The sequence below is a fragment of the Sabulibacter ruber genome (assembly GCF_017355955.1).
GTDB classification, from domain to species: domain Bacteria; phylum Bacteroidota; class Bacteroidia; order Cytophagales; family Hymenobacteraceae; genus Nibribacter; species Nibribacter ruber_A.
On record NZ_JAFFID010000001.1, the window covers coordinates 75,792 to 99,133 of the forward strand.

The 23,342-nt window shown below is 46.4% G+C and carries 18 protein-coding genes and 1 pseudogene; 5 read left to right on the forward strand and 14 right to left on the reverse strand.

Annotated features, from left to right (window positions below; translation table 11 throughout):
* Positions 1–82: 82 nt before the first annotated feature.
* A complete protein-coding gene (locus tag JT719_RS00305) occupies positions 83–1,816 on the reverse strand; it encodes a metallophosphoesterase (protein ID WP_207429958.1) in 1,734 nt (577 codons plus the stop codon).
* Between the two features lie 269 nt (positions 1,817–2,085).
* On the opposite strand from JT719_RS00305, the gene JT719_RS00310 reads away from it, so the two are divergent.
* Entirely contained in the window at positions 2,086–2,433 is a 348-nt protein-coding gene (locus tag JT719_RS00310) for a hypothetical protein (RefSeq protein WP_207429960.1), read from the forward strand.
* Between the two features lie 482 nt (positions 2,434–2,915).
* Here the strand turns inward: JT719_RS00310 and JT719_RS00315 are convergent, their stop codons facing one another.
* Entirely contained in the window at positions 2,916–4,283 is a 1,368-nt protein-coding gene (locus JT719_RS00315; protein ID WP_207429962.1) for a phosphatase PAP2 family protein, read from the reverse strand.
* A 243-nt stretch (positions 4,284–4,526) separates the two neighbouring features.
* Here JT719_RS00315 and JT719_RS00320 point away from each other — a divergent pair, with 243 nt between their 5' ends.
* Positions 4,527–5,585 carry a sensor histidine kinase gene (locus tag JT719_RS00320; protein WP_207429964.1) on the forward strand — a complete coding sequence of 353 codons (1,059 nt, stop codon included), beginning with the start codon at positions 4,527–4,529 and terminating at the stop codon, positions 5,583–5,585.
* The gene (locus JT719_RS00325) at positions 5,557–6,246 is read left to right on the forward strand and encodes a LytR/AlgR family response regulator transcription factor (RefSeq protein WP_207429966.1); all 690 of its coding nucleotides are present in this window, start codon (positions 5,557–5,559) and stop codon (positions 6,244–6,246) included. The genes JT719_RS00320 and JT719_RS00325 overlap by 29 nt, the downstream gene beginning before the upstream one ends.
* A 606-nt stretch (positions 6,247–6,852) precedes the next feature.
* On the opposite strand, the gene JT719_RS00330 is transcribed toward JT719_RS00325, so the two are convergent.
* The 5 genes from JT719_RS00330 to JT719_RS00350 all read right to left on the reverse strand — a co-directional run bounded on the left by JT719_RS00330 (position 6,853) and on the right by JT719_RS00350 (position 11,779).
* A complete protein-coding gene (locus JT719_RS00330; RefSeq protein ID WP_207429968.1) occupies positions 6,853–7,119 on the reverse strand; it encodes a hypothetical protein in 267 nt (88 codons plus the stop codon).
* Between the two features lie 195 nt (positions 7,120–7,314).
* Positions 7,315–8,355 carry an ABC transporter permease subunit gene (locus tag JT719_RS25480; RefSeq protein WP_207429970.1) on the reverse strand — a complete coding sequence of 347 codons (1,041 nt, stop codon included), beginning with the start codon at positions 8,353–8,355 and terminating at the stop codon, positions 7,315–7,317.
* Positions 8,356–8,360: 5 nt separating this feature from the next.
* Positions 8,361–9,716, reverse strand: a complete 1,356-nt coding sequence (locus tag JT719_RS00340) for an ABC transporter permease (protein WP_207429972.1) — start codon at positions 9,714–9,716, stop codon at positions 8,361–8,363.
* 8 nt (positions 9,717–9,724) lie between these two features.
* A complete protein-coding gene (locus tag JT719_RS00345) occupies positions 9,725–11,446 on the reverse strand; it encodes an ABC transporter substrate-binding protein (RefSeq protein WP_207429974.1) in 1,722 nt (573 codons plus the stop codon).
* A 132-nt stretch (positions 11,447–11,578) separates the two neighbouring features.
* Positions 11,579–11,779: a hypothetical protein gene (locus JT719_RS00350; protein ID WP_207429975.1), complete on the reverse strand. Its 201-nt coding sequence runs from the start codon at positions 11,777–11,779 to the stop codon at positions 11,579–11,581.
* 286 nt (positions 11,780–12,065) lie between these two features.
* Here JT719_RS00350 and JT719_RS00355 point away from each other — a divergent pair, with 286 nt between their 5' ends.
* Complete coding sequence (locus tag JT719_RS00355; RefSeq protein ID WP_207429977.1) at positions 12,066–13,547, forward strand: hypothetical protein; 1,482 nt, start codon at positions 12,066–12,068, stop codon at positions 13,545–13,547.
* A 189-nt stretch (positions 13,548–13,736) separates the two neighbouring features.
* On the opposite strand, the gene JT719_RS00360 is transcribed toward JT719_RS00355, so the two are convergent.
* The 5 genes and pseudogenes from JT719_RS00360 to JT719_RS00375 form a co-directional block, all read right to left on the reverse strand.
* The gene (locus tag JT719_RS00360) at positions 13,737–16,085 is read right to left on the reverse strand and encodes a carboxypeptidase regulatory-like domain-containing protein (protein ID WP_207429979.1); all 2,349 of its coding nucleotides are present in this window, start codon (positions 16,083–16,085) and stop codon (positions 13,737–13,739) included.
* 24 nt (positions 16,086–16,109) lie between these two features.
* Positions 16,110–16,322: pseudogene (locus JT719_RS25605) on the reverse strand (DUF4974 domain-containing protein); the annotation flags it as partial.
* A 456-nt stretch (positions 16,323–16,778) separates the two neighbouring features.
* Positions 16,779–17,513 (reverse strand): head GIN domain-containing protein, encoded by a 735-nt coding sequence (locus JT719_RS00365; RefSeq protein ID WP_278251830.1) that lies wholly within the window; start codon positions 17,511–17,513, stop codon positions 16,779–16,781.
* Between the two features lie 32 nt (positions 17,514–17,545).
* On the reverse strand, positions 17,546–18,646 hold the full coding sequence (locus tag JT719_RS00370) for a FecR family protein (protein ID WP_207429983.1): 1,101 nt from the start codon (positions 18,644–18,646) through the stop codon (positions 17,546–17,548).
* Positions 18,647–18,719: 73 nt separating this feature from the next.
* Complete coding sequence (locus JT719_RS00375) at positions 18,720–19,331, reverse strand: RNA polymerase sigma-70 factor (RefSeq protein ID WP_207429984.1); 612 nt, start codon at positions 19,329–19,331, stop codon at positions 18,720–18,722.
* A gap of 150 nt (positions 19,332–19,481) precedes the next feature.
* On the opposite strand from JT719_RS00375, the gene JT719_RS00380 reads away from it, so the two are divergent.
* Positions 19,482–20,792, forward strand: a complete 1,311-nt coding sequence (locus JT719_RS00380; RefSeq protein WP_242693026.1) for an MFS transporter — start codon at positions 19,482–19,484, stop codon at positions 20,790–20,792.
* A 96-nt stretch (positions 20,793–20,888) separates the two neighbouring features.
* On the opposite strand, the gene JT719_RS00385 is transcribed toward JT719_RS00380, so the two are convergent.
* The gene (locus JT719_RS00385; RefSeq protein WP_207429986.1) at positions 20,889–22,544 is read right to left on the reverse strand and encodes an amidohydrolase; all 1,656 of its coding nucleotides are present in this window, start codon (positions 22,542–22,544) and stop codon (positions 20,889–20,891) included.
* Entirely contained in the window at positions 22,537–23,307 is a 771-nt protein-coding gene (locus JT719_RS00390; protein ID WP_207429988.1) for an AMP nucleosidase, read from the reverse strand. Before JT719_RS00390 ends, JT719_RS00385 begins: the two co-directional genes overlap by 8 nt.
* Positions 23,308–23,342: the final 35 nt, after the last annotated feature.

The following is a 23,342-nucleotide window of genomic DNA, read 5'->3' on the forward strand; positions in this document are numbered from 1 at the left end:
GCCATTCATTTCTAGGATTCTGGTTGATGCCTTGACTGATCCTAAATTCCCAAGGTAGGCTTTAGCTTAGATGATACAGGCTTCAATCAATCACTACAAATTTGTATTTCTTGAGTTGCCCTTCTTCCGTTAAGGAAATGATATAGACCCCGGTTGGCAGGTTTTTGGTGTCTATTTCCCTTGTACCCGTAAACTGTAAATTGTACAGGATGTGTCCGCTGGTATTTGAAATAGAAGCCTCCGTAGGTTCAGAGCTATTGGATTTAAGGGTGATGACAGAACCTCGCCGGGCGGGGTTGGGGTATATTTCCAGCATGGGGCTTTGAATACCCTCCGCATTTTCTGAGATACCGGCTATTGGTGCAATCAATCCCGTTTTTACATGGAACACATCTGTTAGGCATCTCTTTTGGTCGCTTACCTTGTAGGTGGTGTTTGTTTGGGGGTTTACGGTAATGCTGCGGGTAGTGGCGCCGGTTGACCACCGGTAGGTGCCAATCCAGGAGGCGGTGAGTTGCGTGGTTGCTCCGGGAGAGGTGTTTTTGGTGATGGTCTTGTTCACGTCATGCATGATAGTGAACCGGTCGAATACAGTGCCATCTTTGCGCAGCATTTTGGCGTCCAATCTATTGGCTTCTATCTCCAGGTAGAGCATTCCGCCGTCATTCACTGCAAATGGCAAGGCATTATGCGGGTAACCACTCTGTACCCTGCCCGAGGCGCCGGAAGACCCAACCACGGCATACACCGTTCCTCGGTTTTTTCGGTTTGATGGGGTGATATAAGGGCAAGAGTTGCGACTGCCGTCATACCGGGCGGTTGAACTGCTTTTGGCGTGGGAAGTCAGGTCAAAACTGGTCTCGGGGCCATAATAATTGTTCAATAGATAAGACCGCTCGTAATTGTGGCTGTGGCCGGTGAGCACAAGATCCACCCCGTAGCGCTCCAGAATTCGGATGAAGTTCACCCGTAATTTCTTCAGTTCATCTTCCACATCAGAGTTATGGCTGCCTTTTGTGAAAGGAGGATGGTGCCAGTACACGATCACCCACTTCTTGCGGTTGGCTTGCAGGTCTTTTTTCAACCATGTTACCTGAACACCCGCTGTGTCATAGAGTTTGGTCCGGTCGGCCGCTTCTACGCCGTAAGAATCCAGACTGATGAAATGCGCGTTACCCCAATCAAAAGAATAAAAGGCCTTTGTCCCGGAGGCAACCCCGCCGCACTCTCCGGCGGTTGGAACCGAGAAGTTGGTGTAATATCCGCCTCTATCCCGGGCGGTTAACGGGGAGATGGACTCATAGTCATGGTTGCCAGGGGCTGGGAATAAGATGTGGTTTTTAAGGATATTTCCGCCAAATGGGGCGAAAAACTCTCTTCTGTAATCGCCGTCGCTGCCGTTGGGATAAGCGTTGTCTCCCAGTATCAGCAACAGCTCCGCCGGGTTTCTGGCCGCATAACGCAGGTAAGAGTTTAAAGTGCCGGATCGGTTCCCGTTTTCATCTTCCCCGCAATCTCCTAACACCGCAATCCTGATTTTTTTTACAACATGGTCTGGTGGGGCTGTCCTGAAGAAATTACTTCTGTCGGTCTGGAAGAACTGCGTAGAACTTCCTACTTGGTAGAAGTATTTTGAATTTGGGGTCAAACCAGTAATCCTGACCTCATGCCTGGTGGTAAGGACAGGGTCAGTGGCAGAACGGGTATAGGCGCCATAAGAAGTGCCTACCCTCACCCTGGAATCTGTGGGGATATTTGTTCTCCAGCGCAGGGTTACCGCCGTTTTGTTGCCCATCTGTAAATAAGGACCTAACATTACCCGGGCGGGTAATGAGCTTGCTAGCACCTCTTGCGGGTGGGTGGTTGTGGGGGTAAGGAGTGGGGCCGCTTCTGTAAAGCCATACCCCAATTGGTCAAAACCTGTTTCAAGGTCTTTATGGACAAAAAAAATAGCACCCCTGTGAGTGCTTTCAACTGCATTGATTTTACGGTGTTTTGAATTTGTGTCCAGAGGCTCAAAGCCCAGGAGGGCCATACCCTTTAAACTAAATAACAACAAGCTGTAAAGTGTAGTGGTGGTAACCATTGGAAAAAGAGTTTGTACCAAACGATGAAGGGCTTTCTGGCCCCACTGCGGCAAGTGAACATTTCTCAACAATGGGAGGCTTTTTTATTACTGAAATTGCCTCTGGTGAGAAAAACGGGAAGTTTACAATGACACGTAGAGCAGGAGAACGAACAAGCCGAAGCTTGGGGTGGACCAATAAGATAAAGTCAGATGACCGCAAAAGCTCATCTAATCTGGGTAATGCTGTCTTGGAATGGAGCCTGTTTTTAAACCATTTTCCCCTAAAAAGCAGAAAACGGATTCTTTCAGAGGGTGTAGATTATGAAGTTATTAAATTAAAATATAATAAATATAATTTTATATAATTAATATACAAATATAGTGTAGATTGTTAAAACTCCAAAGCAGCAGGTTTAATTGCTTTTAACTATTAAGTAGGATGGGAAATCTAAACTTTGTTCCAAGGAATACCTAACTGTGCGTTCGATATAGGTATTCAACCAAGTAGTGAAGTTTGAGTGATTTAACTTCTTCCAGATTGAAAACAATAGCCTTCCACCCGCATCTACAGCCGCAAGAATTTCTACAAGATTTGCCTGACTACCGACAAAAGTGCCATCCACTACGCTGACCGAAGCCTTGTGACAAAGTACAGAGTTTTGTTTATAGGGAGCCTGCATATTCCTTATTCCTGCGAGACAATCTACACAAGCCATGAAGGCTATACCTTTTCTATCAGGTTTCCCACCAGAATGGGCTAAATTGGATGGAGTTTGGCGAAACTGTTTATGGCCTGTTTTAAAGATAACAGGGCATAAACAGTTTTGCCTTGGAACCTCCTTTGCCCTCAAGGCGATTTCTTGGTCATTGATTTGGAGGAGGGCTGTTTTCGTTTGGCCAGGGTCTGTTGCTGGTCGGCACCATCGGTTTTAAGTTTCTGGATGACGGCGGCCGCAACTTTTCTGCCTAAGGCAAGCCCAACCTCATTATCAGAACGGAAATGGATGCCGCCCTGGAACCTAGATTCTGCCCCATCTTTCGCAATCTTCTCAAAAAACGCCCGGTCTGCGGGAAAGAAGTAGGAGAACAGCTCGGCTTTTACGCCCCCTATCATAGCGTGTCCCGAGGGGTAACCGGGGAAGGGCGGAGTGGGCAGCAGAGACTGATAGGTGGTGTCATACTGGTTTGGGCGAATTCCCCAGTAGGCGTATTTTGCGTCCCAGCAGGCGGCGAAGGCATCATAGGAAGCAACGGCGGTGGAAGCATAAATGCGGGCAGCACGGGGAGGGTTGAGGTGCAAGTTATACTCAAATATCTTTCTGTGCAGTACGTCTTCGCCGCTTTGGCTGGCGTAATGGAAAGCGTTGGCTTTTGCCCGGAAGGTTGGTTTGTAGGCTTTGAGTTCAGCCATTTCCTTGTCAAAATCGGGCGGAGGACCTGGCCTGAACTGGCTGCTGCTGTCTAACACCACGGTTTTGTTTCGGCCTGCCAAAGGAAACATCGGTTTTTTTCCGTTCCATAGCTTTGTGCCCTTCGGTATTTTCCCATCCCAGGCAGTTTTAGGGGTATAATCCCTGGTGAGTTCTATTTCATGTAAGGCAATCCGCTTGCCAAGTTCATAGCCCGCTTTCGTGTCGCTGGGGAAAGCCACGCCGGCCGCAACTCTGGAAGCCATTACCCGCTGCGCCATTTTTTGCACCGAATCTGCCAAAGCAGGGTAAAAATGAGCGATGATAGTGGCCGCCGCGCCTGCTGCCACAGAATGCTCGCAGGGGTAAGTTGGGCTCTCTGGTTTAGGGGCGTACACCTCGATGCGGCTGTTGGCGGCATACGGACGCGGACGGTTATAGGCGTATTTGGTATCCCAGGCGGCAATGGTGGCATCGTACACGGAGACGTTCAGGAGCATGTTCGCCAGCGCCCCATTGTAGGTGGTGTCGATCACCCATAATTTCGAGATCATCTCATACCACCTGTAACTGGGCGAGCCCGCATTCCAGTAAATGATCTGCTGTTTTTGGGCAGAATCCAGGTTTTGTTGAAGGGTAAGTACCTGCGCAATTTCCTCCTTGTAAGAGGGTGGGGGAGCCAACCGGTAGGCCTTGCCTGATGGAATGAACCAGGTTCTCCAGGTGCCGGCAGCGGGTTCCACCTGGGCCAGCAGGTGGGTCGCCATCAAAAGGCCGGCAATCAGAATGGGTAAGCTCTTTTTCATGTTCTTAGTACCTTTATGTTGGATATAAGATAGCTCCTATAGCTGTAATCTGGAGGCAAGTGTCAACAGACAGCAGGTTAGGGTATACAAACTGCAGATGTAAGCCAACGGTAATAGGGCCTTTTTGCTGTATTTTTAGAAGAGAGGCTACTGGAAGAGAAAACTTTACTGGAACAGGTAGTCCTAAAGAACTGCTTTCTCCTTTACCGGTAGCATACAAGAGAACTTACCCCTAATGGCCAGATGAACTTAGCGATAGATAAAAAACAATTGAGGTTTTACCTATGGGTGGGAGCAGCTTACCTGGGGCTATGGCTGTTTGTGGATCTGGTGACGCATACTGCCCAGTTCCCGCTATGGGCAGTAAATGAAATCTGGCGGGCGGTTTACATTGCGGCAGCGAATATTATCTTCTTTGAATTCACTCTTCCCAGGATTTCGCGCAGAAAGAAACTAAAGTCCCTTGCGTTGCTGCTAGGCCAATTCTTTCTGTTTTCCTTTGGGTTATATGCCTGGAGAGCCTTAGGGATTCAGGCAGGTATCCATACTTCTTTTATTACTTATTCTACCTTTTCGCACGGGCTGGGAGATCAGTTTGGGGCAAGTATTTTTTCGGTGGTCTTTTTTGGGGTAATCAGGCACATTTACCAATATAGGAAGTTGAAAGAGGCGGCCCAGTTGTTACGAATTGAAAAACAGGAAGCCGAGCTGAACTATCTGAAATCCCAGACCAATCCGCATTTTCTGTTCAATACCTTGAACAACATCTATGCGCTGGCAAGAGACAAGTCTGACTTGGCTCCCGAGTCAATTTTGCGGTTGTCAAAAATCCTGCGCTATATGCTGTATGAGGCTGGTGGAACGTATATAGCTTTGGAACAGGAACTGAAATTGATAAGCGATTATCTTGCCTTGGAGCAATTGCGCTACGATGCCTCCTTGCAGCTAAACTTCAACTATGACGTGGAAGATATGAAACAGTCTTTGCCCCCGCTGTTGCTGATTCCCTTAGTAGAAAATGCCTTCAAACACGGGGTATCAGAAACCAGGCAAAGGCCCTTTGTAGACATCCACCTCTCGGTCAATCAGCGGCAGCTAGTGTTTGTTGTAAAGAATTCTACCGAAGTTTTGCCCGAAGAAGCCCCCATCAAAGAACACATAGGGCTCTCTAACCTGAGGCGCCAATTGGAACTGCTCTACAGAGACTACAGCCTCTCTGTGCAACAAGGGAATTGCGAGTTTACCGCCACTCTGAAAATAAACCTGGCCAGCCATGTCCCACATCACCTGCATCATCATTGAAGACGAGCCTCTGGCCGTAAAAATCCTGTCAGACTACATTGCGCAGGTACCGTTTCTGGAGCTGAAGCACGTTTTCAAAGATGCTCTGCTTGCAACCGACTACCTGCGCGACCATGCCATAGATCTTATTTTTCTGGATATCCACTTACCCAAGCTCAAGGGAATGGCCTTCCTGAAGACATTGGTGCATCCGCCCGCCGTGATCATTACCACTGCCTACCACCAATACGCAGTAGAGGGCTTTAACCTGAACGTCACCGACTACCTGTTAAAACCCATTGAATTTGAACGGTTCTTGGTGGCGGTGACCAAAGTGAAATCTCACCAGAAGGAAAAACTACCGCTAAGTGAGCCTCAGGAGAAAGATTATGTTTTCCTGAATTTTCAGAAAAAGAAGGTCAAAATCCTGTTCTCTGAGATTGTGTACATAGAAAGCCAGCGGGAATACATAAAAGTGGTGACTACCAAAGAAGCTTACCTTTCCAAGATGAGCACGCATGAGATAGAAGCCCTGTTGCCTGCGCATCTGTTCAAAAGGATTCACAGGTCTTTCATTGTCTCTCTCAATAAAATCGAATCATACACTCATGAAATGGTTGAGGTAAACGGAATTTCCATCCCGATTGGCCGAGGGTACAGAGCGGTTGTGGAGAGCCTGTAGGCTTTCGCACCAAAACTGCGCCTATTGGTTAACTGATGGAGAAGCCAAATCTAGCTAGGGTGTATTTCTGAGCTTGGAAGGACAGTTTGAAAATAATTTTTCCAAGTAAGAAAATCTGATGTAAAGAAACCTTGGAGTCAGGTTCCAAGGCAAAATGCTGTATCTAAGAGTTAAAGGCTATTAAATAGAATGTAGGGTTGGTAGGAGATAAGCGGTGATTGGTTTTTGCTTGTTTTCAGAAAAAGAGGCAAAAAAATAAGCTTAAAAGTAGTTCGTCGCCAGAGCGCAAGCGGATAGTGAGCAACTACTTTTAAGCCTGTTTAGATATGATGGTACCGGTTTTTACGGGCAATTTTCTGGTAGGGTTATACTCTTGGTAAAATTTTATTTAGAAATTTTCTCATAATCAATCCAGGTAAGTTGCTGAGCCAAAGCATAACCTAGATAAATCAGTTTTTGAGTTTTCTGAGGAAGACTGAAGCTCCAAAATGGATAGGCAAAAAAATGCCTGCCGGTGACAAGTCGGCAGGCAAACAGACAAACAACAAAAAAACTGAAACAAGAACTTACTTCCGTATGGGGGGCTACGGAAGAAAAATATATATCTTAATATCTAATTCCTGGGTGACCAGTTAAGGAGTCAAATTCAAAAGTCCCTAAGAAGTAGCCATCCAATACAAAGCCATCTGATAACTGGCCGGTTTTAAATTCTACTATGTTGCTAACAGAAGCAGAGGAGAAGCTTTCTAATTGGTTGACAATTCTTTTAGTGGTTTGTCCTCCAGATTTCAAAGGGCTGTTAAAGCTTGCATTCTGCTTGAATTGCTTTTGAGAAGCAGCTGTAAAACCTAACCCTGTAATATTCATCTCCATTTGCTCTTTATTATGATACAATATTAGCGGGAAGGATGATCAGGAAACAGGAAAGGATACAGGTGTAATTAACTAGGATTTAATGAAGTGTACCTCTGAGTTGATTTGGATTATTTATATAAATATTCTTTAAACAGACCAATAAACTCAAAAGGAGATTTAAAAATTAGAAGTAAAAGAGTGTTTTGGTAACGTTTAGGCCTTAGCTTGTGAAGAGAATTTGTGGCCTATGACTTGCAAACTAAAGATGCTGGCTAGCAAAACCACCGAGGGAAAGGCAATCAGCCACCAAGCTTCCAACGAAAACCGGGCGTTGGCAAGCATTTTTCCCCAGGAAGGAACATCAGCGGGGAGGCCAATTCCTAGGTAGGCCAGGGTAGACCCAATACCCAGCAGGCCCGAGGCTGCAAAGCAAAAATTGGTAAGCAGAGGTCCTTTCAGTTGTGGCCACATGAAGTGCGTGAAGACCCGTTTGAAAGGAATCCCCAAAGCTTGCGCCGTTTCATAGTAGCTTTCCTTTTGCAGTTGTAGCACCATTCCCCTGGAAACCCGAGCAGGCAGTACCCAGTAGGTGGCACAAATCCAGAACATGAGCGTGAGGATGGAGAAAGGGGTAAACAGCGTCAGGATCAACAAAAGCAGGAGTTTGGGAAAAGTAGCCCAAATACCTATTATTTTCTGAAGCCCCTCGTCTACCGGGATAGTCACTTTCTTGTTGCCCCATTTGAAAAAGCTTTTTTGGCTTACCTTAACCAGAGGGTACGAAATCATAAGTGCGCAACCAATGTACACCGCGAACTGAAAAGCACCTGACCATTGCCGGGTACTCCATTGAAATAGTGGGTAAAAGTAGAATAGAGCCAGAAGCAACAGACCGCTCAGGAACAGTTTGCCTAAAGAGATTTTCAGGCCATTATTTCCCAAAGTAGCGGCTATTGTTCCGGATAGGATTCCCACCAATGTTGCCAGGGCCATGGGCGGGAACGCCAGAAGCCAGCTGGTGCGGCAACCATGGATCAGGTACAACAACACATCCCGGCCCAGTTGGTCGGTACCCAGCAGGTGTTGCATTAACCGGAAAGGTGGCCGGTACGCTTCTTCAGGCACCGCCTGCACATCGTATCCCAAGCTGATCCAAACCTGGGAGAGCCCGGCGGCACAGGTGAAAAGGACCAGCCAGAGAAAAGCGAGTTTCTCTTTCCAGGCCAAAGGGGAAGGTGTCTTGGGTTTCTCCACGTGCGTCAGGTGTTGCTCTGGTTTCTGGGGTCAAGTACCAGGTAAAGAAAATCGGTGAAGGTGGTCACCGCCAACCTAAAAACCAGCAGAAAAAGTGTGATGCCCACCACCACCGGATAATCATTTGATAAGATGGATTTCACCAGCAGGGACCCAATGCCTTGCAGGGAGAAAGTGATCTCCACAATCAGCACTCCGGAAACCAACCCTATCACTACTTCGCTCAGCAGGGTGAGGATAGGTACCAAGGCATTAGGCAAGGCGTGTACCCGTAAAGACCTGCGGTAAGACAAGCCTTTGGCCATAGCGGTACGGGTATACAAACTTCGGCTTTGCGTTTGAAGGGAATGATAGAACTGCAACGTCAAATGCGGAATGATAAAGAACGCAATGCACAATCCGCCCAGTAGAACGGGAGGAGTGCCCATGGTTTGAAGCAAGTCAGGTTCCCCAGAACTGAAAGGAACGAGCAGGGAGCCACCCGCCAGAAAGTAAATCCCGAACACCACCAGCGTAATCATAAACCCGGGGACACTATCCAGGAAGTACAGAAAATGCCGGAGAACGGAGGTGTAAACGCTGGTGGGGTGTAAGGTAAAAGCGAACCCCAATAGATAAGAAGCGAGTAGGGCCGGGAGCAACCCCAACAATCCTAACCCAACCGACACATGAAGGGCACTTCCTATTTTCTGATAAACCGGTTTATAGTCTACTGTGGAAGTACCTAAGTCACCTTGTAAAAGACCAGATAGCCAGGCATGATAGACGTTGTCTTTCCCGTGCCACCTGAGCAACGGTAAATGATAAGAGAGAGGCGCGTTCTGGCTGATCAATTTGCCCCAGGTCTTGGAGAGGCTGTTTTCATCCGATGAAGTGGTTTGTAGAAACCGGGAAATCATTTTTTTCAGAGAAGAAATTTCTTCATTTAATTCGGCTCCTGCCCAGCGCTGGAGATGCTCCTGCAGTTGGTTAACTTTTTCGGGAGGCGCCGTCTTTTTCCAGTTTTGCCATTCCTTGTAAAAAGCTTGGGAAGGAACTACCCCATGCCGAAGCACCGCCGCAGAGAGCCACCGAGTAGCTTCAGCCATAGGCTTGATGTTTTCTGCTGTTTCCAGCCCCTTTAACTGAAAACTAAAGTAAAACAGCGGACGGTTGTAACCGGTGCGGGTTAAGTAATCTGACGTGATCTTTTGCAGCGTGTTTTGGTTAGAGGTGCCGTAAACGGTTGAATCAGCATCGGCAAGCCCCCTGGGATTGTTGACCGAAGGAAGTAACCTGCTCACCAGAAACACACAGGAAACAGTAAACCAAAGGGTGAAAAAGAATTTCAATACCCGCAGGCTTACTTGTGGCAAGGTCATTCCGTTTTTTACTTTCTTTTCGTGAATCGGAGCAAATCATAGCCCGGCTTCAGGCTGGAAACCACCACCGAGTCGATCTGCTTTGAGATCGCTAATTTGTTTTGCATGAAGTACAGAAACACAAAATTGCTTTCTTCCTGCATCTTTTCCTGGAGCTGCTTCAGTAAGGCCGCTTTTTCCTGGGTTCTTTCTTCCTGGGCAATCTTCTCCAGCAATTGGTCTGTGTTTGGGGTACCAAACCCGGTGATATTGGAGCCTCCCTCGGCGGCATTGGAAGTATGAAGAATGGGCACCAGGTTATAGGAAAGGGGAGTGCTTACCAACGTTCTAAGGAAAAGGTCATAGTTTCTGGCCTTCAGGCGTTCACTGATCTGGCTGCTCTCCAGAGCCCGCAGCGTAACCGGAATTTTGATGGCCTTCGCGTTTTGCTGGAACAAAAGCGCAAAGCTCTCGAATTCAGAATTACCCGCCCGGTGCAGCAGTTCCAGTTCTAACCGCTGAGTTCTTCCGTTAGCGTTTCTTTCCCACCCAGAAGATGATTCCTGCCAGCCCGCCTGTTTCAGGAGTGTTTTTGCTTTTTCGGGATCAAAACCGAAAGGAGGCAATGAACCATGGTAGAACTCTTTTTCCTTCGGATGAATCAATCCCACTGTAGGAGTTGCCAGCCCCCCCTGGATGGTTTTGATTACCTGCGGAACATTCACCAGATGCGCCAGAGCCTGCCGAGTGACTTTATCCTTCAGCAACGGATTGGTCCCGTTCATTCCCATATACACTAAGTCATAGGAAAGGGGAGAATAGAAGTTGAAGTGCTGAGTGTACGCCGGGTCTTTCTTCATTTCCTGGAAAGTGACCAAGGGCAAATTGTCCATCAGGTCCACTTGCCTGGCCTTCAAAGCCAGCACTGCGGCGGCGTTATCCGGGATGATCTGAAAAACAATGCGGGAAGGATTGGCAATCAGTGTCTTTTTGTTTGTGGCAACTTTGTCTGCCCACCAGGTCTTTTTTCTATCCAGCATGACCGCTTGCCCTGCGTTCCAGGAAATGAACTGGTAGGGACCACTGCCTTTGATAGTAGCGGTATCAGTAGCTATAGAAGGATTGTTCAGGAAAGCGGCGAACTCTTTGAACGTGGAAGTCTGCGATAGCGAATCAAACTTCTGCCGGATCAGGCTATATGAAACGGCAGCGAGCGTACCTTTAGGATCAAACTGGTACGCGGGAAAAACAAAAAAATCGCCGCTCATCAGTTTCATTTCCGGGGTGTACCCAGAGCAGACAATGGTGAACGAAGTGGGGTTCTCTTTGTTTACCTGAATGTCTTTGATGAAATGATACTGGGCGCGCCAACGCTCATTATCTAATAGAGGGCTATGCAGCAGCTTCAGGGAAAATGCCACATCGGCCGCCGTAATGGGGGAACCGTTGTCCCACCGGGCCTCTGGTCTTATAGTATAAGTAAAGTAGGCCAGGGAATCATCTCTGCGTACCTGGGGCAAGCCCGCGGCCAGAAGAGGCTGAACGGAGTTGTCTTTCAGGTCAACGGTTAAGAGACTTTGGTAAACTAAATTAAATATTTGCAGCGCGTTGGCATTGCCATAGCTCAGCGGATGCAAAGATTCTGGGTCTTGCGCTAGCCGTACTCTTACCGCCGAATCCGGGGAAGGTGAGGAGCAGGACAGAAGCCATATAAAAAGTAAGCTAAGGCTTTTGGCGCAGGTTCTTGTCATATTAAGCGTTAAAAAAAGGTTTTCCACCCTGCTCAATATTACAAAACTTGTCCCAATAAGCCTTAGCCGATTTTAGTATATAATATTCAATATGCTTGAAAGACTTCTTTACTGCAATACTAAAGAGAAAGCTTAGTCTCTTGTGTCCCAAGTACCAGTTCCGCCATAACCAACTTCGCCAGAAGTAGGTTGAGTGCTGGTGGTGGTAGTTGTGGATGAGGTTGTAGATAAGGTGCTGGCTGTTGAAGAAGATTTATCTTTTTCTTTAGTATTAGTAGTATTTCCAGTAACTACTGTAAGTTGAAGGAGCAGAGCGAGAAGTAATTCTACCATGGCTTTGTTTAATTTTTAAGTTTAAGACAAAGGTGACCAATTGCACTCCCTGAATAAAGGAAATAACTGTACTAAGAATAACTATGAATCAAATAAGAATAAATATAAAATAAACAATTTATAGGAAAGTTGCCTTTTTTTAAATGTATGATTTAGTTAAAAAATTAGGTAAAAACAAGCTTTAGTGTTTTGAATTTTTATCGATAAAAAAGTAAAGGTTTTTATATTTTAGATGCCTGATTACGCATCAGGGTAGACCCAAAAGGATAGAATCTGTTCCCGGATTATGGAAGAATTAAAAAAGCTTATACAAATTATTGAAAAAAGAGTTGGTGTGCCAAGTCAGTCATTTTCAAATAATTCCAAAGAAAAAAAGCTTTACCAGGAGATTGTTTCAGGGAGGGTAACAGATGATAAGTCTGCAGAAGCAATCCTTTATGCTCAATCCAAAGGAGTGGAAAAAGGTGGGTTGAAGATGGTGAAGTCACGGCTTAGAAAGAAGTTGATGAACCACCTCTTCTTCATTGATGATAAGAAAGATGGCTTGCAGACTCCGCATGCCATAGAACAAAATTGCCTGGCTAAGTTCTACCAGGCCAGAATTCTGATAGATTCAGGGGCTTACGAGCTGGCCCTCCCTCTCCTTAAACAAGCATTGGCTAAAACGCTTGAATATGACTTCAACTTCACCTCTACCTTATGTTTGAGATTGATGGTGCATTCTTATGTGAACCTGAAAGAAAGGAATTTATTTTATAAAACTACCAGCCAATTAGAAACGCTCACAAAGAAACTGGCTGCTGATCAAGAATCAGAAATGCTCTTTTTTGAAGCTAATATTGAGCTAAGCCATTCCATAGCAGCAAGAAAAGCATACTTGAAAAATATTGATCATGTGCTAACCAAAATGAATTCTATTTGGGTTAAAGCCAAAACCTATGAAACCTTCAACCACTATTATAAATTATCTATGTGGTTGCATGAACTTACTGGAAATTTTGATGAAATAGTGACTTTAACTAAGTTGTCTGAGCAGATATTAAAAGAACACCAGAATGTAGCCAAAAGGTTTGATCATAGGTATAATCAATTTATTCAGGTTTATGCTCATTTGAGATCTAAAAGGCTGGAAGAGGGACTTGAATTAGCAAGTAATTATATCACTTCTTTTAACCCGGCAAGTAATAACTGGTTCGCCTTTATGGAGAACTATACCCTGTTAGCCATTCACGCCAAAAAATATGCAGCTGCACATCTCTTGCTGCATCAAGTGCAGACGAACCCATTTATAAAGAAGATTAATAAACTTGCTCAGGAGAGATGGGCCTTATTTGAAGCCTATTTGCATTTGGTGGCTCCCCAAACAGACCAGCCTCTCAAATGGCAGAACTTGGTTCATAATGCTCCTATCTACAGCAAAGACAAAGAAGGATTTAATGTGGCAATTCTAATCCTTCAGGTAATGTACTTTCTGGAAATCGTAGATTTTGAGGCTCTAGAATATAGGGTGGAGTCTCTGAAGAAATATGCACAACATCACTTTAAAGACAGTTTCAGTGAGCGAAGCAGAATCTTTTTTAAATTATTAACTATTTTGGTAAGAGCTAATTTTGATCCTGCTGAAACGCAAAAGAAGGGAAATTATCTGTACAATAAACTACAAAAAACTATTCCGCCTGGTGATGCTTACGCTGAAATTGAAATAGTTCCTTACGAACATCTCTGGGAATTGATTCTGGAGAAAATTAAGAGTACTGCTGTATATTGAAATAAAAGATAGCTAAATGTAATTTAGTGTTTATTCAGGATTAATTATAGATTTTTATTACCGAATTTTATCTACTAATTAAAAAAGTTAGATGCTAATAGATAATCTTTGTAAGTAAAGAGATTTCTAAGCAGGAATGGATTTTAGGCGTATTCTAGGAATTAAGTCCAAAAACTAATAAGATGTAGCTTAGAATTGAATACGGTAACCTAAGTACGGATAAATGCCTAATTGGTAATACACTTTTTCTGTATTCTCTTCCAAATCCCAACCGTAATACAACTCATTTTGGTTGTTTAAAAAGTTGTCTGCTGCAGCAAATATCCAGTGGGTAGTTTTCTTTGTATTTAGTTGGTAGGAAACCCTAACATCTGTCCTGAAATAATCTTTCAATTGTGGCTTATAGGCATTTGCCACATCATAGTAAATTTTATTGGTTGGCTCCTGGCTTGTTTTGGAGGAATCTATGGGTACGTACCTTCTTCCCCCCGAAAAGTTAACTCTAAGGTCAACCGAAAGGTGGTGCCGCTTTTCAGCATCCAGGTTGATTTCTTTACCTACCAGGAAGTTTGAGATATACCCAATATCAAAGGTGGTAGATCTTTCTTTGCCATCACCACCGGTGTATCTTGACCTTAGTAAAGAAAGGTTGCCCAGGGCATAGAACCCGTTCTTGAGGAACCTTTCAGCGGTAATTTCTAATCCGTAGTTTCTGCCCGTGCCTTTGCTTACAACACTATCTACGGTGACAAAACTATAATCGGTTCCTAAGTTTAACATGGAGAAAGCCTCTTCTCCCGCTCTCTTACTCACCGGTACCTTGTAGTGGTACTGGAAATAAGCCTCCGCTTTTAACCTCCAGGAAGCATTCACATTCAGATTATATCCTAACACCACCTGGCGGCTACGGGTGAAATCAAGCTTGTTGTACGGTTGATTGTATTCGGGCCTTTCCTGGGAAAAGAACCTGTATTCATAATAAACCAAGGGTTGGGTCTGGCTGTGTAGGCCCGCTGACAGATAGATTCTTTGGGCATCAGTCAGGTAATAATCTAAGGAGACCCGGGGCTCATAGGCAGATCTGTTTGCAATTGAAAACCTTTGGGTATACAACCCGGCCTGCACATCCAGTCTGGGAGTAAGGGAATATTTAGAAAGCAGATATGCCTGCACAAGGGAGGCAGAGCCCTGGGCATCTAAGGGGAATTCATAGACGTCTCTGGGGTCCTGGTACATGATTTCCTTGTTGTTGTAGTACATCTTTTGCCAGGTAAACCCGCTTTTGATCAAGATACGGTTTGTAGGTTTGTGCGTGACATTGAACCTGGTGATCAGCTGCCTTTCATAGTTTCTAAGGTAGTAGAACAACTTACTGGTTAGGTTCCTGTACGTGGCAATACTGGTGGCCTCCACCTGGCTCCCTGAGGTAGAAACGATCAATTCGGTTACGGTTTTGGGTACTCTGGAGAAGGTATGGTGTACCCCAAAGGCATACATCTGGTTGTTTAGGGTTGGCTCTAACCGGTAGCGAACTTTGCCCCACGTGGTGGTGTCTTCGTCAATGTCATAGATGGTAACATTGCTGCTCCCGGCAATGCCCCAGGCAGAGAATTTGCCCATCTTGGGAGTGGGGAGCACGATTTTAAACGAGCCATCCTGGTACCTTGGCAAGCCGTCATAGCCAATATCCACGCCAAGTTTCTCCAGCGGACGGAAGGTGAAGAGGCGCATGCTACCCAGGAATGATCCGCCCCATTTCTTCACCAAAGGGCCTTCTGTTACCACCTCCATGCCGTTCAGGCCAAGCTGAAGGGTATTCTCCACTTTTTTGTTATTCCCTTCCCGAAGCCGCACATCCATCACCGCTCCAATTCGGTTGCCATACTCAGCAGGGAAAGCTCCGGTCAGGAAGTCTGAGTTCGCCAAAAGGTTATTGTTCAAGAGGCTGAAGGCACCGCCCGTGTTAGGAGTGAAGGTGAAGTGATTGGGATTAGGGATTTCAACTCCCTCCAGGCGCCACAAAACCCCTAAAGGAGAGTTGCCTCGTACAATCAAGTCGTTCCGTTGGTCTGACGCGCTGGATACTCCCGCATAGTTCGCTGCCATTCGGCTGGGGTCTTGCCTTGAGCCGGCAAACCGGTTGATTTCATCTGGCCTTAAGGTATGCACACTGGAAGAAATGAGCAGGTTCTGCGGGAGGGACTTATCCCTTTCTGCCACTACCAATACCTCCGATTCCTGAACAAAGCTTTCTTCGAGTTGCACCGGTACTACCGTTTCCTTTCCGGAGACAACCATGATATTGGACACTTCCCCTTCCTTATATCCCAGGTAGGTTACTTTCAGGCTATGTCTGCCAATAGGTAACTTATCAAAAGAAAAAGAACCGTCAATACCAGTACTAACTGCTCTTATAGGATCAACAGAAACCAGGACTACGGTGGCGCCTATAAGAGGGGTTCTTAGCCCAGCGTCAATCACTGTTCCTCTAAGGGTTTGGGTATAGCTTTTAAGAGAGGCCTGGGCAGTTTGCTCCACTCTGGGCTTAAGTACGATTTGTTCTCCAATGATCTGGTAGGAAAGGCCTGCGCAGTTACAAAGCACTTGAAGAGCCCTTCTTAAAGGCAGAGAAGTGGCATTACAGTTTACAGTAGAGGAGAGCGGAAGCTGGCTGTTGCTGTAGGAAAAGTTGAGGCCATATCTTTTCTCTAAATCTTGCAGTACCTGTTCTAACGATCTTCCCTGGTATTGAAAGGATATAGGCACTTCGGTCATAGATTCCTGTGCCACTGATCTCTGTGAGGTGAGGATCAGGAATACCGCACATAGGAATATGAAAGCATGTCTTAGCAACGCCTGTAGATTGAAAGTTTCTAATGCCAACCGTAGGGGAATTTGAACTTGCTAAGATCAAAATTTCAGGAATATTTACAAAGTAGTATTATTAAAATATAGTAAACTTTAAACCATTATTCAGCGATTTTCTTCCCTTTGGAAGGGATATCCACTGTACCTCTACTAGCTCTGTTTCTTAGCTAATTCTGTAAAAACAGCTTGAAAATGAATAGTGCTTTAGTTTAGCTCTCAGACGTGAAGTGACAAGGTGTTATCATGAAGCAGAAGCTTAGCTCTTGAATAGCTGCTGCCTTTTGCTAGTATATACCAAAAGAAAAAGCCCCAGAGAAAACTGCTTTCCTCTGGGGCTTTTTCTTTTGTTTTTCTATGTAGGCTCTAGTTGTCGTTGATGACTTTGCCAGATCCTGAGGTGAGGGTAGAGATCAGGTTAGGGTAGCCTCTATAGTAGATATTCCCGCTGCCTGAAAGCGTAGCATCCAGGTACTTGTCTACCCAGATTTGCTGGTGCCCTGACCCGGTTGACCTGACAAAAGCCGTATCGGTATGAAGAAAATATCCCTGTATTCTTCCCGATCCGCTGGAGTTAGTTTCAAGGTGGTTTACAAAACCCTCCAGGATGATATCTCCTGAACCAGAAAGCAAGAGGTTCATCTTAGGGATGCTTCCCAGGTACCGTATGGTTCCTGAACCCGATAAGTTTACATTCAGCTTCTGGGCAGAGGGTACCGTCTGTACCCTTATCATACCAGAACTCTTCAGCTCTACATTCTCAATAGAAGGCAAGGTAATGTATACACTTGCTTCGTCATTATCATACTCCAGGCAAGATTCTGATCTTATGACCAGGGTATTGCCAATAACTTCGGTGGTGATTTGAGGCAGCAGATTAGAGAAACTTTCTATTCTTACCTCGTTCGTAGACCCTCCAGTGATGTAGACATTGCCAGCAATGCGCATGTCTACACCTCTGAATGCAGGTAAATCTCTTGTTTCTGTTTTTACAGTTCCACTGCCTTCAATGCAGGGTCCTGTCCCTAAGATGTCACAAGACGTCAGAAAAGCGAATGAACAGAAAGAGACAATCAGTTTAGAAAATGTTCTGAAATACATGGTTCACAGCAGGCCATTGCAGGCCAAAGGTACTATTGGCATCCAGCACCTTCAATGGTATAAACTCCTGCCTGAGACCGGTTAATCTTCACATCTGAGGACGCAACCAGAACAGATAAAATCTCTTTCAACTCTGGGTTCTCAAAGGTTCCGGTGAAAGTGCATTGCTGTAGATTCTGGTTTGGAACTTCAATGGAAACCTTGAAATACTTTTCTAACTGATCAGCCACTTCTTTGATAGAGGTATTCTCAAACTCCAGAGACTGCCAGGCCAGGCCGGTCTCTTTCACAGTTTCTTTCTTTACCAGACTTCCGTTAGCAGAAAGCACACCCGTAAAGCCAGGGGTGAGCAGAACTTGTTTTTTGTCTTTCAGGGAAGAGAAGGCAACTTTACCGGTTTTAACGGCCACCGTTACGTCAGATTCACCTTTTACCGCCCGTACATTGAAAGAAGTACCTAACACCTTGGTCTGGGCATTGCCGCTTTGGATCACAAAAGGCTGCTCCGGATTTTTCCGTACTTCAAAGAAGCCTTCGCCTACCAGTTCCACTTTGCGCTCAGACCCGTTGAATGCCGTCTGGTAACGTAATCTGGAATTTTCATTCAGGAAAACCTGGCTGCTGTCTGGCAGGTAGATCAGTTGGCGCTGACCAGCGGTAGTGGCAATCTGGGTCCAGGCGTCAGAAGAGGTATTAAATTGCAAATACCCTAGCCAAGCTAAACCAGCGGCCAAAACAAACGCTGCTGCATACTTGTATAGGGTATTCCAGGGGTTGAGTTGTCTAACTACCGGCTCAGACCTTTCGTTTTCTGATCCATCCTCTGATCGTTCAATTTTCAAGGTGGGCTCTTCTGGTACCAGCTGAATGACTTTAGTTTCAGTTGGCAGTTCAATTTTAGAGCAGAGTTTTTCCCAGGCCAATTCTGCGTTTGGTTGGAAGGTCACGTTTTGCTCGGTGCCCACCTCATCCCAAACTTCCAGAGCATCGGCCCATTGTTGCATGTGAGCATCGTCTTCGTTCAACCAGGCAGAAAACTCCAGTTGTTCTTGTTCAGATAACTCTCCACGCAGCGCTTTAGCCATTAAAACCCATTCCGGGTTTTCACGGGTATCAAGTTTTGTTTGTGTCATTGGTTTGTTAGTGTCGTGGTATCTGTAAGACAAGCAAGGCCCTAAAAACCCCTATGTCTACCGCAAGAATTCGTTAAAGTAATGTTAAAGTTTTACTTGCCTCAGATAAATTGATAAGGAGAGAGGAAGTTAAAAACAGTAATAAAAGATGCTCCCGCAAGATTCTAAGAGCCTTACCCATCTGGTTTTCAACGGTTTTAGGAGAAAGCTGCAGGGTGTCTGCAATTTCCTTATAGGTAAGCTCCTCAAACCGGCTCATCTCAAAAATGAGACGGCATTGGGGCGGAAGCGCGGCCAGGGCTTGTTGTACCCGTCCTTCCATCTCTGAACCTTCCAGCAACTCCAGCGTAGTGTTAGCCGAAACGGTTGATTCATAAGGAGACGTGTCTTCAGAAAGCACCAAACGCTTTTGTTTCTCAATGTAGTTGAGGGCCTGGTTTGTGACGGACCGCACAAGGTAGGCCTTGTACGATGTACTGATTTCCAGTACTTCACGGTTCTGCCATATTTTGCAGAACACTTCCTGTACCAGATCTTCAGCAGATTCGGTGTCCTTGGTGAAACGCACCGCCGTACGACACAACATGGTGTAGTATTGCTTGAACAGCGTTTCCATGAAAAGCGCCTCGTTGGTCTTCAGCAAGGCATGCAATTCCTGGTCTGAGATAGGGATGGATGCACCCATGGGCTTCTGGTTAAGTGTACCGCAAAGATATAAGAACCTAAATGGCATCCTATATTTTCCGCTTAAAATCAAAGGCGCATACCATGAATTTTAGATATTTTGCTTAACTAGAACCCAAAACTGCCTTGAATAAAGGGCAGTGATGTAACAATGATGCAAACCGCTGCCAAAAACGATCCTAAAGTAATGAGGGCCTGGTGCTTTTATGACTGGGCCAATTCTGTCTATTCCCTGGTGATTACCACGGCTATTTTCCCTATTTACTATGTGGCTATCACTAAGAATACCAACGGAGGGATAGTTGATTTCTTTGGTTTCGAGATCCCGGCCTCGGTGCTGTATAGCTATGCTCTCACCGGTGCTTTCCTGACCATCGCTTTTTTAAGTCCTATTCTCACGGCTATCGCCGATTACGGGGGAAATAAAAAATCCTTTATGCGGTTCTTCTGTTACATGGGATCACTGGCCTGCATGGGACTTTTCTTTTTCACCGAGCAGACTTTTTCCGTTTCTGTGCTGCTTTTCATGATTGCGGCCATTGGCTTTAGCGGCAGTATTGTCTTTTACAACGCCTACCTACCCGAGATTGCCACCGAGGACCAGTTTGATAAGCTAAGCGCCCGTGGATTTTCTTTGGGCTACATTGGGAGTATGATCCTGCTGATTCTCTCCCTGGCTTTGGTATTGTTTCCGGAAGTAGTGGGCATAGAAGACTCTGGTTTGCCGGCCAGGATCTCCTTTCTCATGACCGGTCTCTGGTGGTTCGGGTTTTCTCAGTATTCCTTTGCCTACCTGCCTAATAATCCGGGGACAAACAAAACCAAGGGAAATTACCTGCTGAACGGATTCAAAGAATTAGGCAAGGTTTTCCAGATGCTGAAGGAGTTGCCGCTTCTTAAACGCTTCTTATTGGCTTTCTTTTTCTACAACATGGGCGTGCAAACGGTCATGTACGTGGCTTCCCTCTTTGGCTCCAAGGAGTTGAACCTGCCGGATGAATCCTTGATTACTGTTTTATTGATCATTCAGGCTGTAGCCATTGGGGGGGCTTTCTTCTTTGCGTGGTTGTCTGGAAAAGTAGGGAATGCCATGGCCCTGGTGTGGGCTGTTCTTGTTTGGGTAGGCATTACCATTGGCGCTTATTTTGTGACCACCGGTAACCAGTATTATGTGCTGGCCTTTGTGGTGGGCGCCGTTATGGGAGGGGTGCAGTCGCTTTCCCGTTCTACATACAGTAAATTGCTGCCCCAGACCAAAGACCATGCTTCTTTTTTCAGTTTCTATGATATCTGTGACAAAGTAGGTTTGGCCCTGGGAACGCTTTCCTTCGGGGTTACTGAGCAGATCTTTGGCTCCATGCGCAACAGTATTCTAACCTTGCTGGTGTTCTTTGTGATAGGCTTATTTGCCTTGCTCTCGTTGAGAACCCATAAATTGAAACCAGCGGAAGTAGCTGCCTAAGCTAGAATCCTCTAAAAACAAGAAGGGCTTCCAAGCAATTGGAAGCCCTTCTTGTTTTTAAGGTGTTTTCAGGAAAAGAAGCTTAAAATGAAGCGTTTACTTTTGCTGGCTGTACACCTTTTCTCCGTTCAGGTACGTGCTGATGACTTTCACGCCTCTGATTTCCTCGGGTTTAATGGTCATGATGTCTTTGTCCAGAATCACAAAATCGGCTACTTTGCCCGGTTCCAGGCTGCCTTTCTGTTTCTCCTCAAAATTGGCGAAAGCAGCCCAGATGGTAGTTCCTTTCAGGGCTTCTTCACGGCTCAGGGCATTCTCTATTTGGAAGCCCTTAGCAGGGTAATTTTCAGCATCTTGTCTGGCAATGGCCGAATGAAAACCGAACAGTGGATTGATGTGCTCCACCGGGAAATCTGAACCCAACGGAATCATGTTGTTTTGCTGCAACAAGGCCTTAAACGCATAGGCGTGTTTCACCCTGTCCAAACCCAGCCGTTCGCTGGCCCAGTACATGTCTGAAGTGGCGTGCGTGGGCTGTACCGAGGGCAGAATGCTGTACTGGCCAAATAGCGGAACATCTGCCGGGTTCACTACCTGGGCGTGCTCTATACGCCAGCGGCGGTCGTTTTTGCCTTTAAGCAAATTGCCGTAGATCTGCAGAATCACCCGGTTAGCTGAGTCCCCGATGGCGTGGGTGTTCATCTGAAAATTGTGCTTATACAACTCAGCAGCCAAATCTTTGTATTCCTGCACCGTCTGCAACAGGAAACCAGTCTCATTGGGCCGGTCTGAGTAGGGGTGGAGCAGGCAAGCGCCTCTGGAGCCCAGCGCCCCATCGCCGTACACTTTGAAAGAACGCACATTCAACCGTTCTGTGGTATACGGACCATTCTTGAAGTAATGGCTCTTGTTTTCTGGGGTGGGACTGAGCATGGCGTAGATGCGGACGCGCAGTTCCTCTTTTTTCTGCAAAGAATCCAGCATGTCTACCGCCCCTTTGTCAAGGCCGGCATCTACCACTGAGGTGATTCCCACGGAGAAGAGGTTGTTTTCGGCTTGCTTCAAAACTTCGGCAATTTCCTTAGCCGAAGGAGACGGAATCTTCTCAGCAGCCAGATCACCCGCGTTATCTACCAGAATGCCCGTGGGCATTCCGTTTTTCACTTCCACCAACCCGCCTGTCACCTTTGTCTGTGCGGTAATGCCAGCCAGATCCAGGGCTTTTTGGTTCGCCAGGAAGGCGTGGCCGTCTACCCGCTGAATGAGCACCGGCACATCAGGAAAGAGCTGGTCCAGGGTGTCTTTGGTGGGGAATTGCTTTACTTTCCAGTCGTTCTGGTCCCAACCGCGGCCGGTAAGCCAGGCCGCTTCGGGGTGTTCCTTGCGGTGATTCTGGAGGCGCTGCACTACTTCCGCAAAAGAGGTGGTGCCTACCAGATCGGTCTCGCGCTGGTTGAGGGCATAGCGGTAGAAGTGGGCGTGTGCGTCAATGAGGCCGGGGTAAACCGGTTTGCCTTGGGCGTCTACTTCTTCGGTGGCTTTGTACTTCTTGCGTAATTCTTCTGTAGTGCCAACTTCCAGAACCTTGCCGTCCTTAACGGCAAGGGCCTGGGCCTTGTCAAAGCTGGCATTGACCGTGTACACATTGGCATTGTACACTAAAAGGTCAGCGTTGCTGCTTTTAGAGCAGGAGGAGAGAAGGGATAGCCCCAGGAAAGCGGACAACCCCAGGTAACTCCATTTTTTATTCATATCTCAGGTGTTTCACAGATTCGCCGGAGTCGCGCAGCTCCAGCAGGGAGTCAATTCCAATTTGAAGGTGTTTGGTCACGAAATCAGCGGTGATGCGCAGGTCACTTTCGGCGGTTTTCACGCCATCTGGGGTCATGGGGTTATCAGAAACCAACAGCAGCGCACCGTGCGGAATGTCGTTCATGAAGCCTACCACAAAGATGGTGGCCGTTTCCATGTCAATGCCCAGGGCGCGGATAGACCGCAGGTACTCTTTGAAATCTTCGTCATGCTCCCACACGCGGCGGTTAGTGGTATACACGGTGCCGGTCCAGTAGTCCATTTCGTGCTTCTTGATCATGGACGACACCGCACGTTGCAGACGGAAAGATGGCAACGCCGGGATTTCTGGTGGCAGATAGTCGTCTGAGGTACCTTCGCCGCGGATGGCCGCAATAGGAAGGATCAAGTCGCCCAATTTCGCTTTTTTCAAGCCGCCGCACTTGCCCAGGAATAGGGCCGCTTTAGGTTTTATGGCCGAGAGCAAATCCATGACGGTGGCCGCCATAGCGCTCCCCATCCCGAAGTTAATGATGGTAATATTCTCGGCGGTGGCGGTTTGCATGGGTTTGTTCAGGCCCATGATTTCGACCCCAAACTGCTCGGCAAACATCTCCACGTAATTGATGAAGTTAGTAAGCAGGATGTATTCCCCGAATTCATTCAGCGGGCGCCCGGTATAGCGGGGAAGCCAGTTCTCTACAATCTCCTGTTTCGTTTTCATAGTTCTGTTTTAGCTCTGTATTCAGAAAAAAAGCT

Bases quoted from the DNA above. Each gene is read 5' to 3' on its own strand.
- JT719_RS00390 (WP_207429988.1), bottom strand. From the start codon at position 23,307: ATGAAAACGAAACAGGAGATTGTAGAGAACTGGCTTCCCCGCTATACC.
- JT719_RS00345 (WP_207429974.1), bottom strand. From the start codon at position 11,446: ATGACAAGAACCTGCGCCAAAAGCCTTAGCTTACTTTTTATATGGCTT.
- JT719_RS00385 (WP_207429986.1), bottom strand. From the start codon at position 22,544: ATGAATAAAAAATGGAGTTACCTGGGGTTGTCCGCTTTCCTGGGGCTA.
- JT719_RS00370 (WP_207429983.1), bottom strand. From the start codon at position 18,646: ATGACACAAACAAAACTTGATACCCGTGAAAACCCGGAATGGGTTTTA.
- JT719_RS00330 (WP_207429968.1), bottom strand. From the start codon at position 7,119: ATGGAGATGAATATTACAGGGTTAGGTTTTACAGCTGCTTCTCAAAAG.
- JT719_RS00305 (WP_207429958.1), bottom strand. From the start codon at position 1,816: ATGTTAGGTCCTTATTTACAGATGGGCAACAAAACGGCGGTAACCCTG.
- JT719_RS00375 (WP_207429984.1), bottom strand. From the start codon at position 19,331: ATGGGTGCATCCATCCCTATCTCAGACCAGGAATTGCATGCCTTGCTG.
- JT719_RS00380 (WP_242693026.1), top strand. From the start codon at position 19,482: ATGATGCAAACCGCTGCCAAAAACGATCCTAAAGTAATGAGGGCCTGG.
- JT719_RS00340 (WP_207429972.1), bottom strand. From the start codon at position 9,716: ATGACCTTGCCACAAGTAAGCCTGCGGGTATTGAAATTCTTTTTCACC.
- JT719_RS00365 (WP_278251830.1), bottom strand. From the start codon at position 17,513: ATGTATTTCAGAACATTTTCTAAACTGATTGTCTCTTTCTGTTCATTC.
- JT719_RS00325 (WP_207429966.1), top strand. From the start codon at position 5,557: ATGTCCCACATCACCTGCATCATCATTGAAGACGAGCCTCTGGCCGTA.
- JT719_RS00320 (WP_207429964.1), top strand. From the start codon at position 4,527: ATGAACTTAGCGATAGATAAAAAACAATTGAGGTTTTACCTATGGGTG.
- JT719_RS00355 (WP_207429977.1), top strand. From the start codon at position 12,066: ATGGAAGAATTAAAAAAGCTTATACAAATTATTGAAAAAAGAGTTGGT.
- JT719_RS00350 (WP_207429975.1), bottom strand. From the start codon at position 11,779: ATGGTAGAATTACTTCTCGCTCTGCTCCTTCAACTTACAGTAGTTACT.
- JT719_RS00315 (WP_207429962.1), bottom strand. From the start codon at position 4,283: ATGAAAAAGAGCTTACCCATTCTGATTGCCGGCCTTTTGATGGCGACC.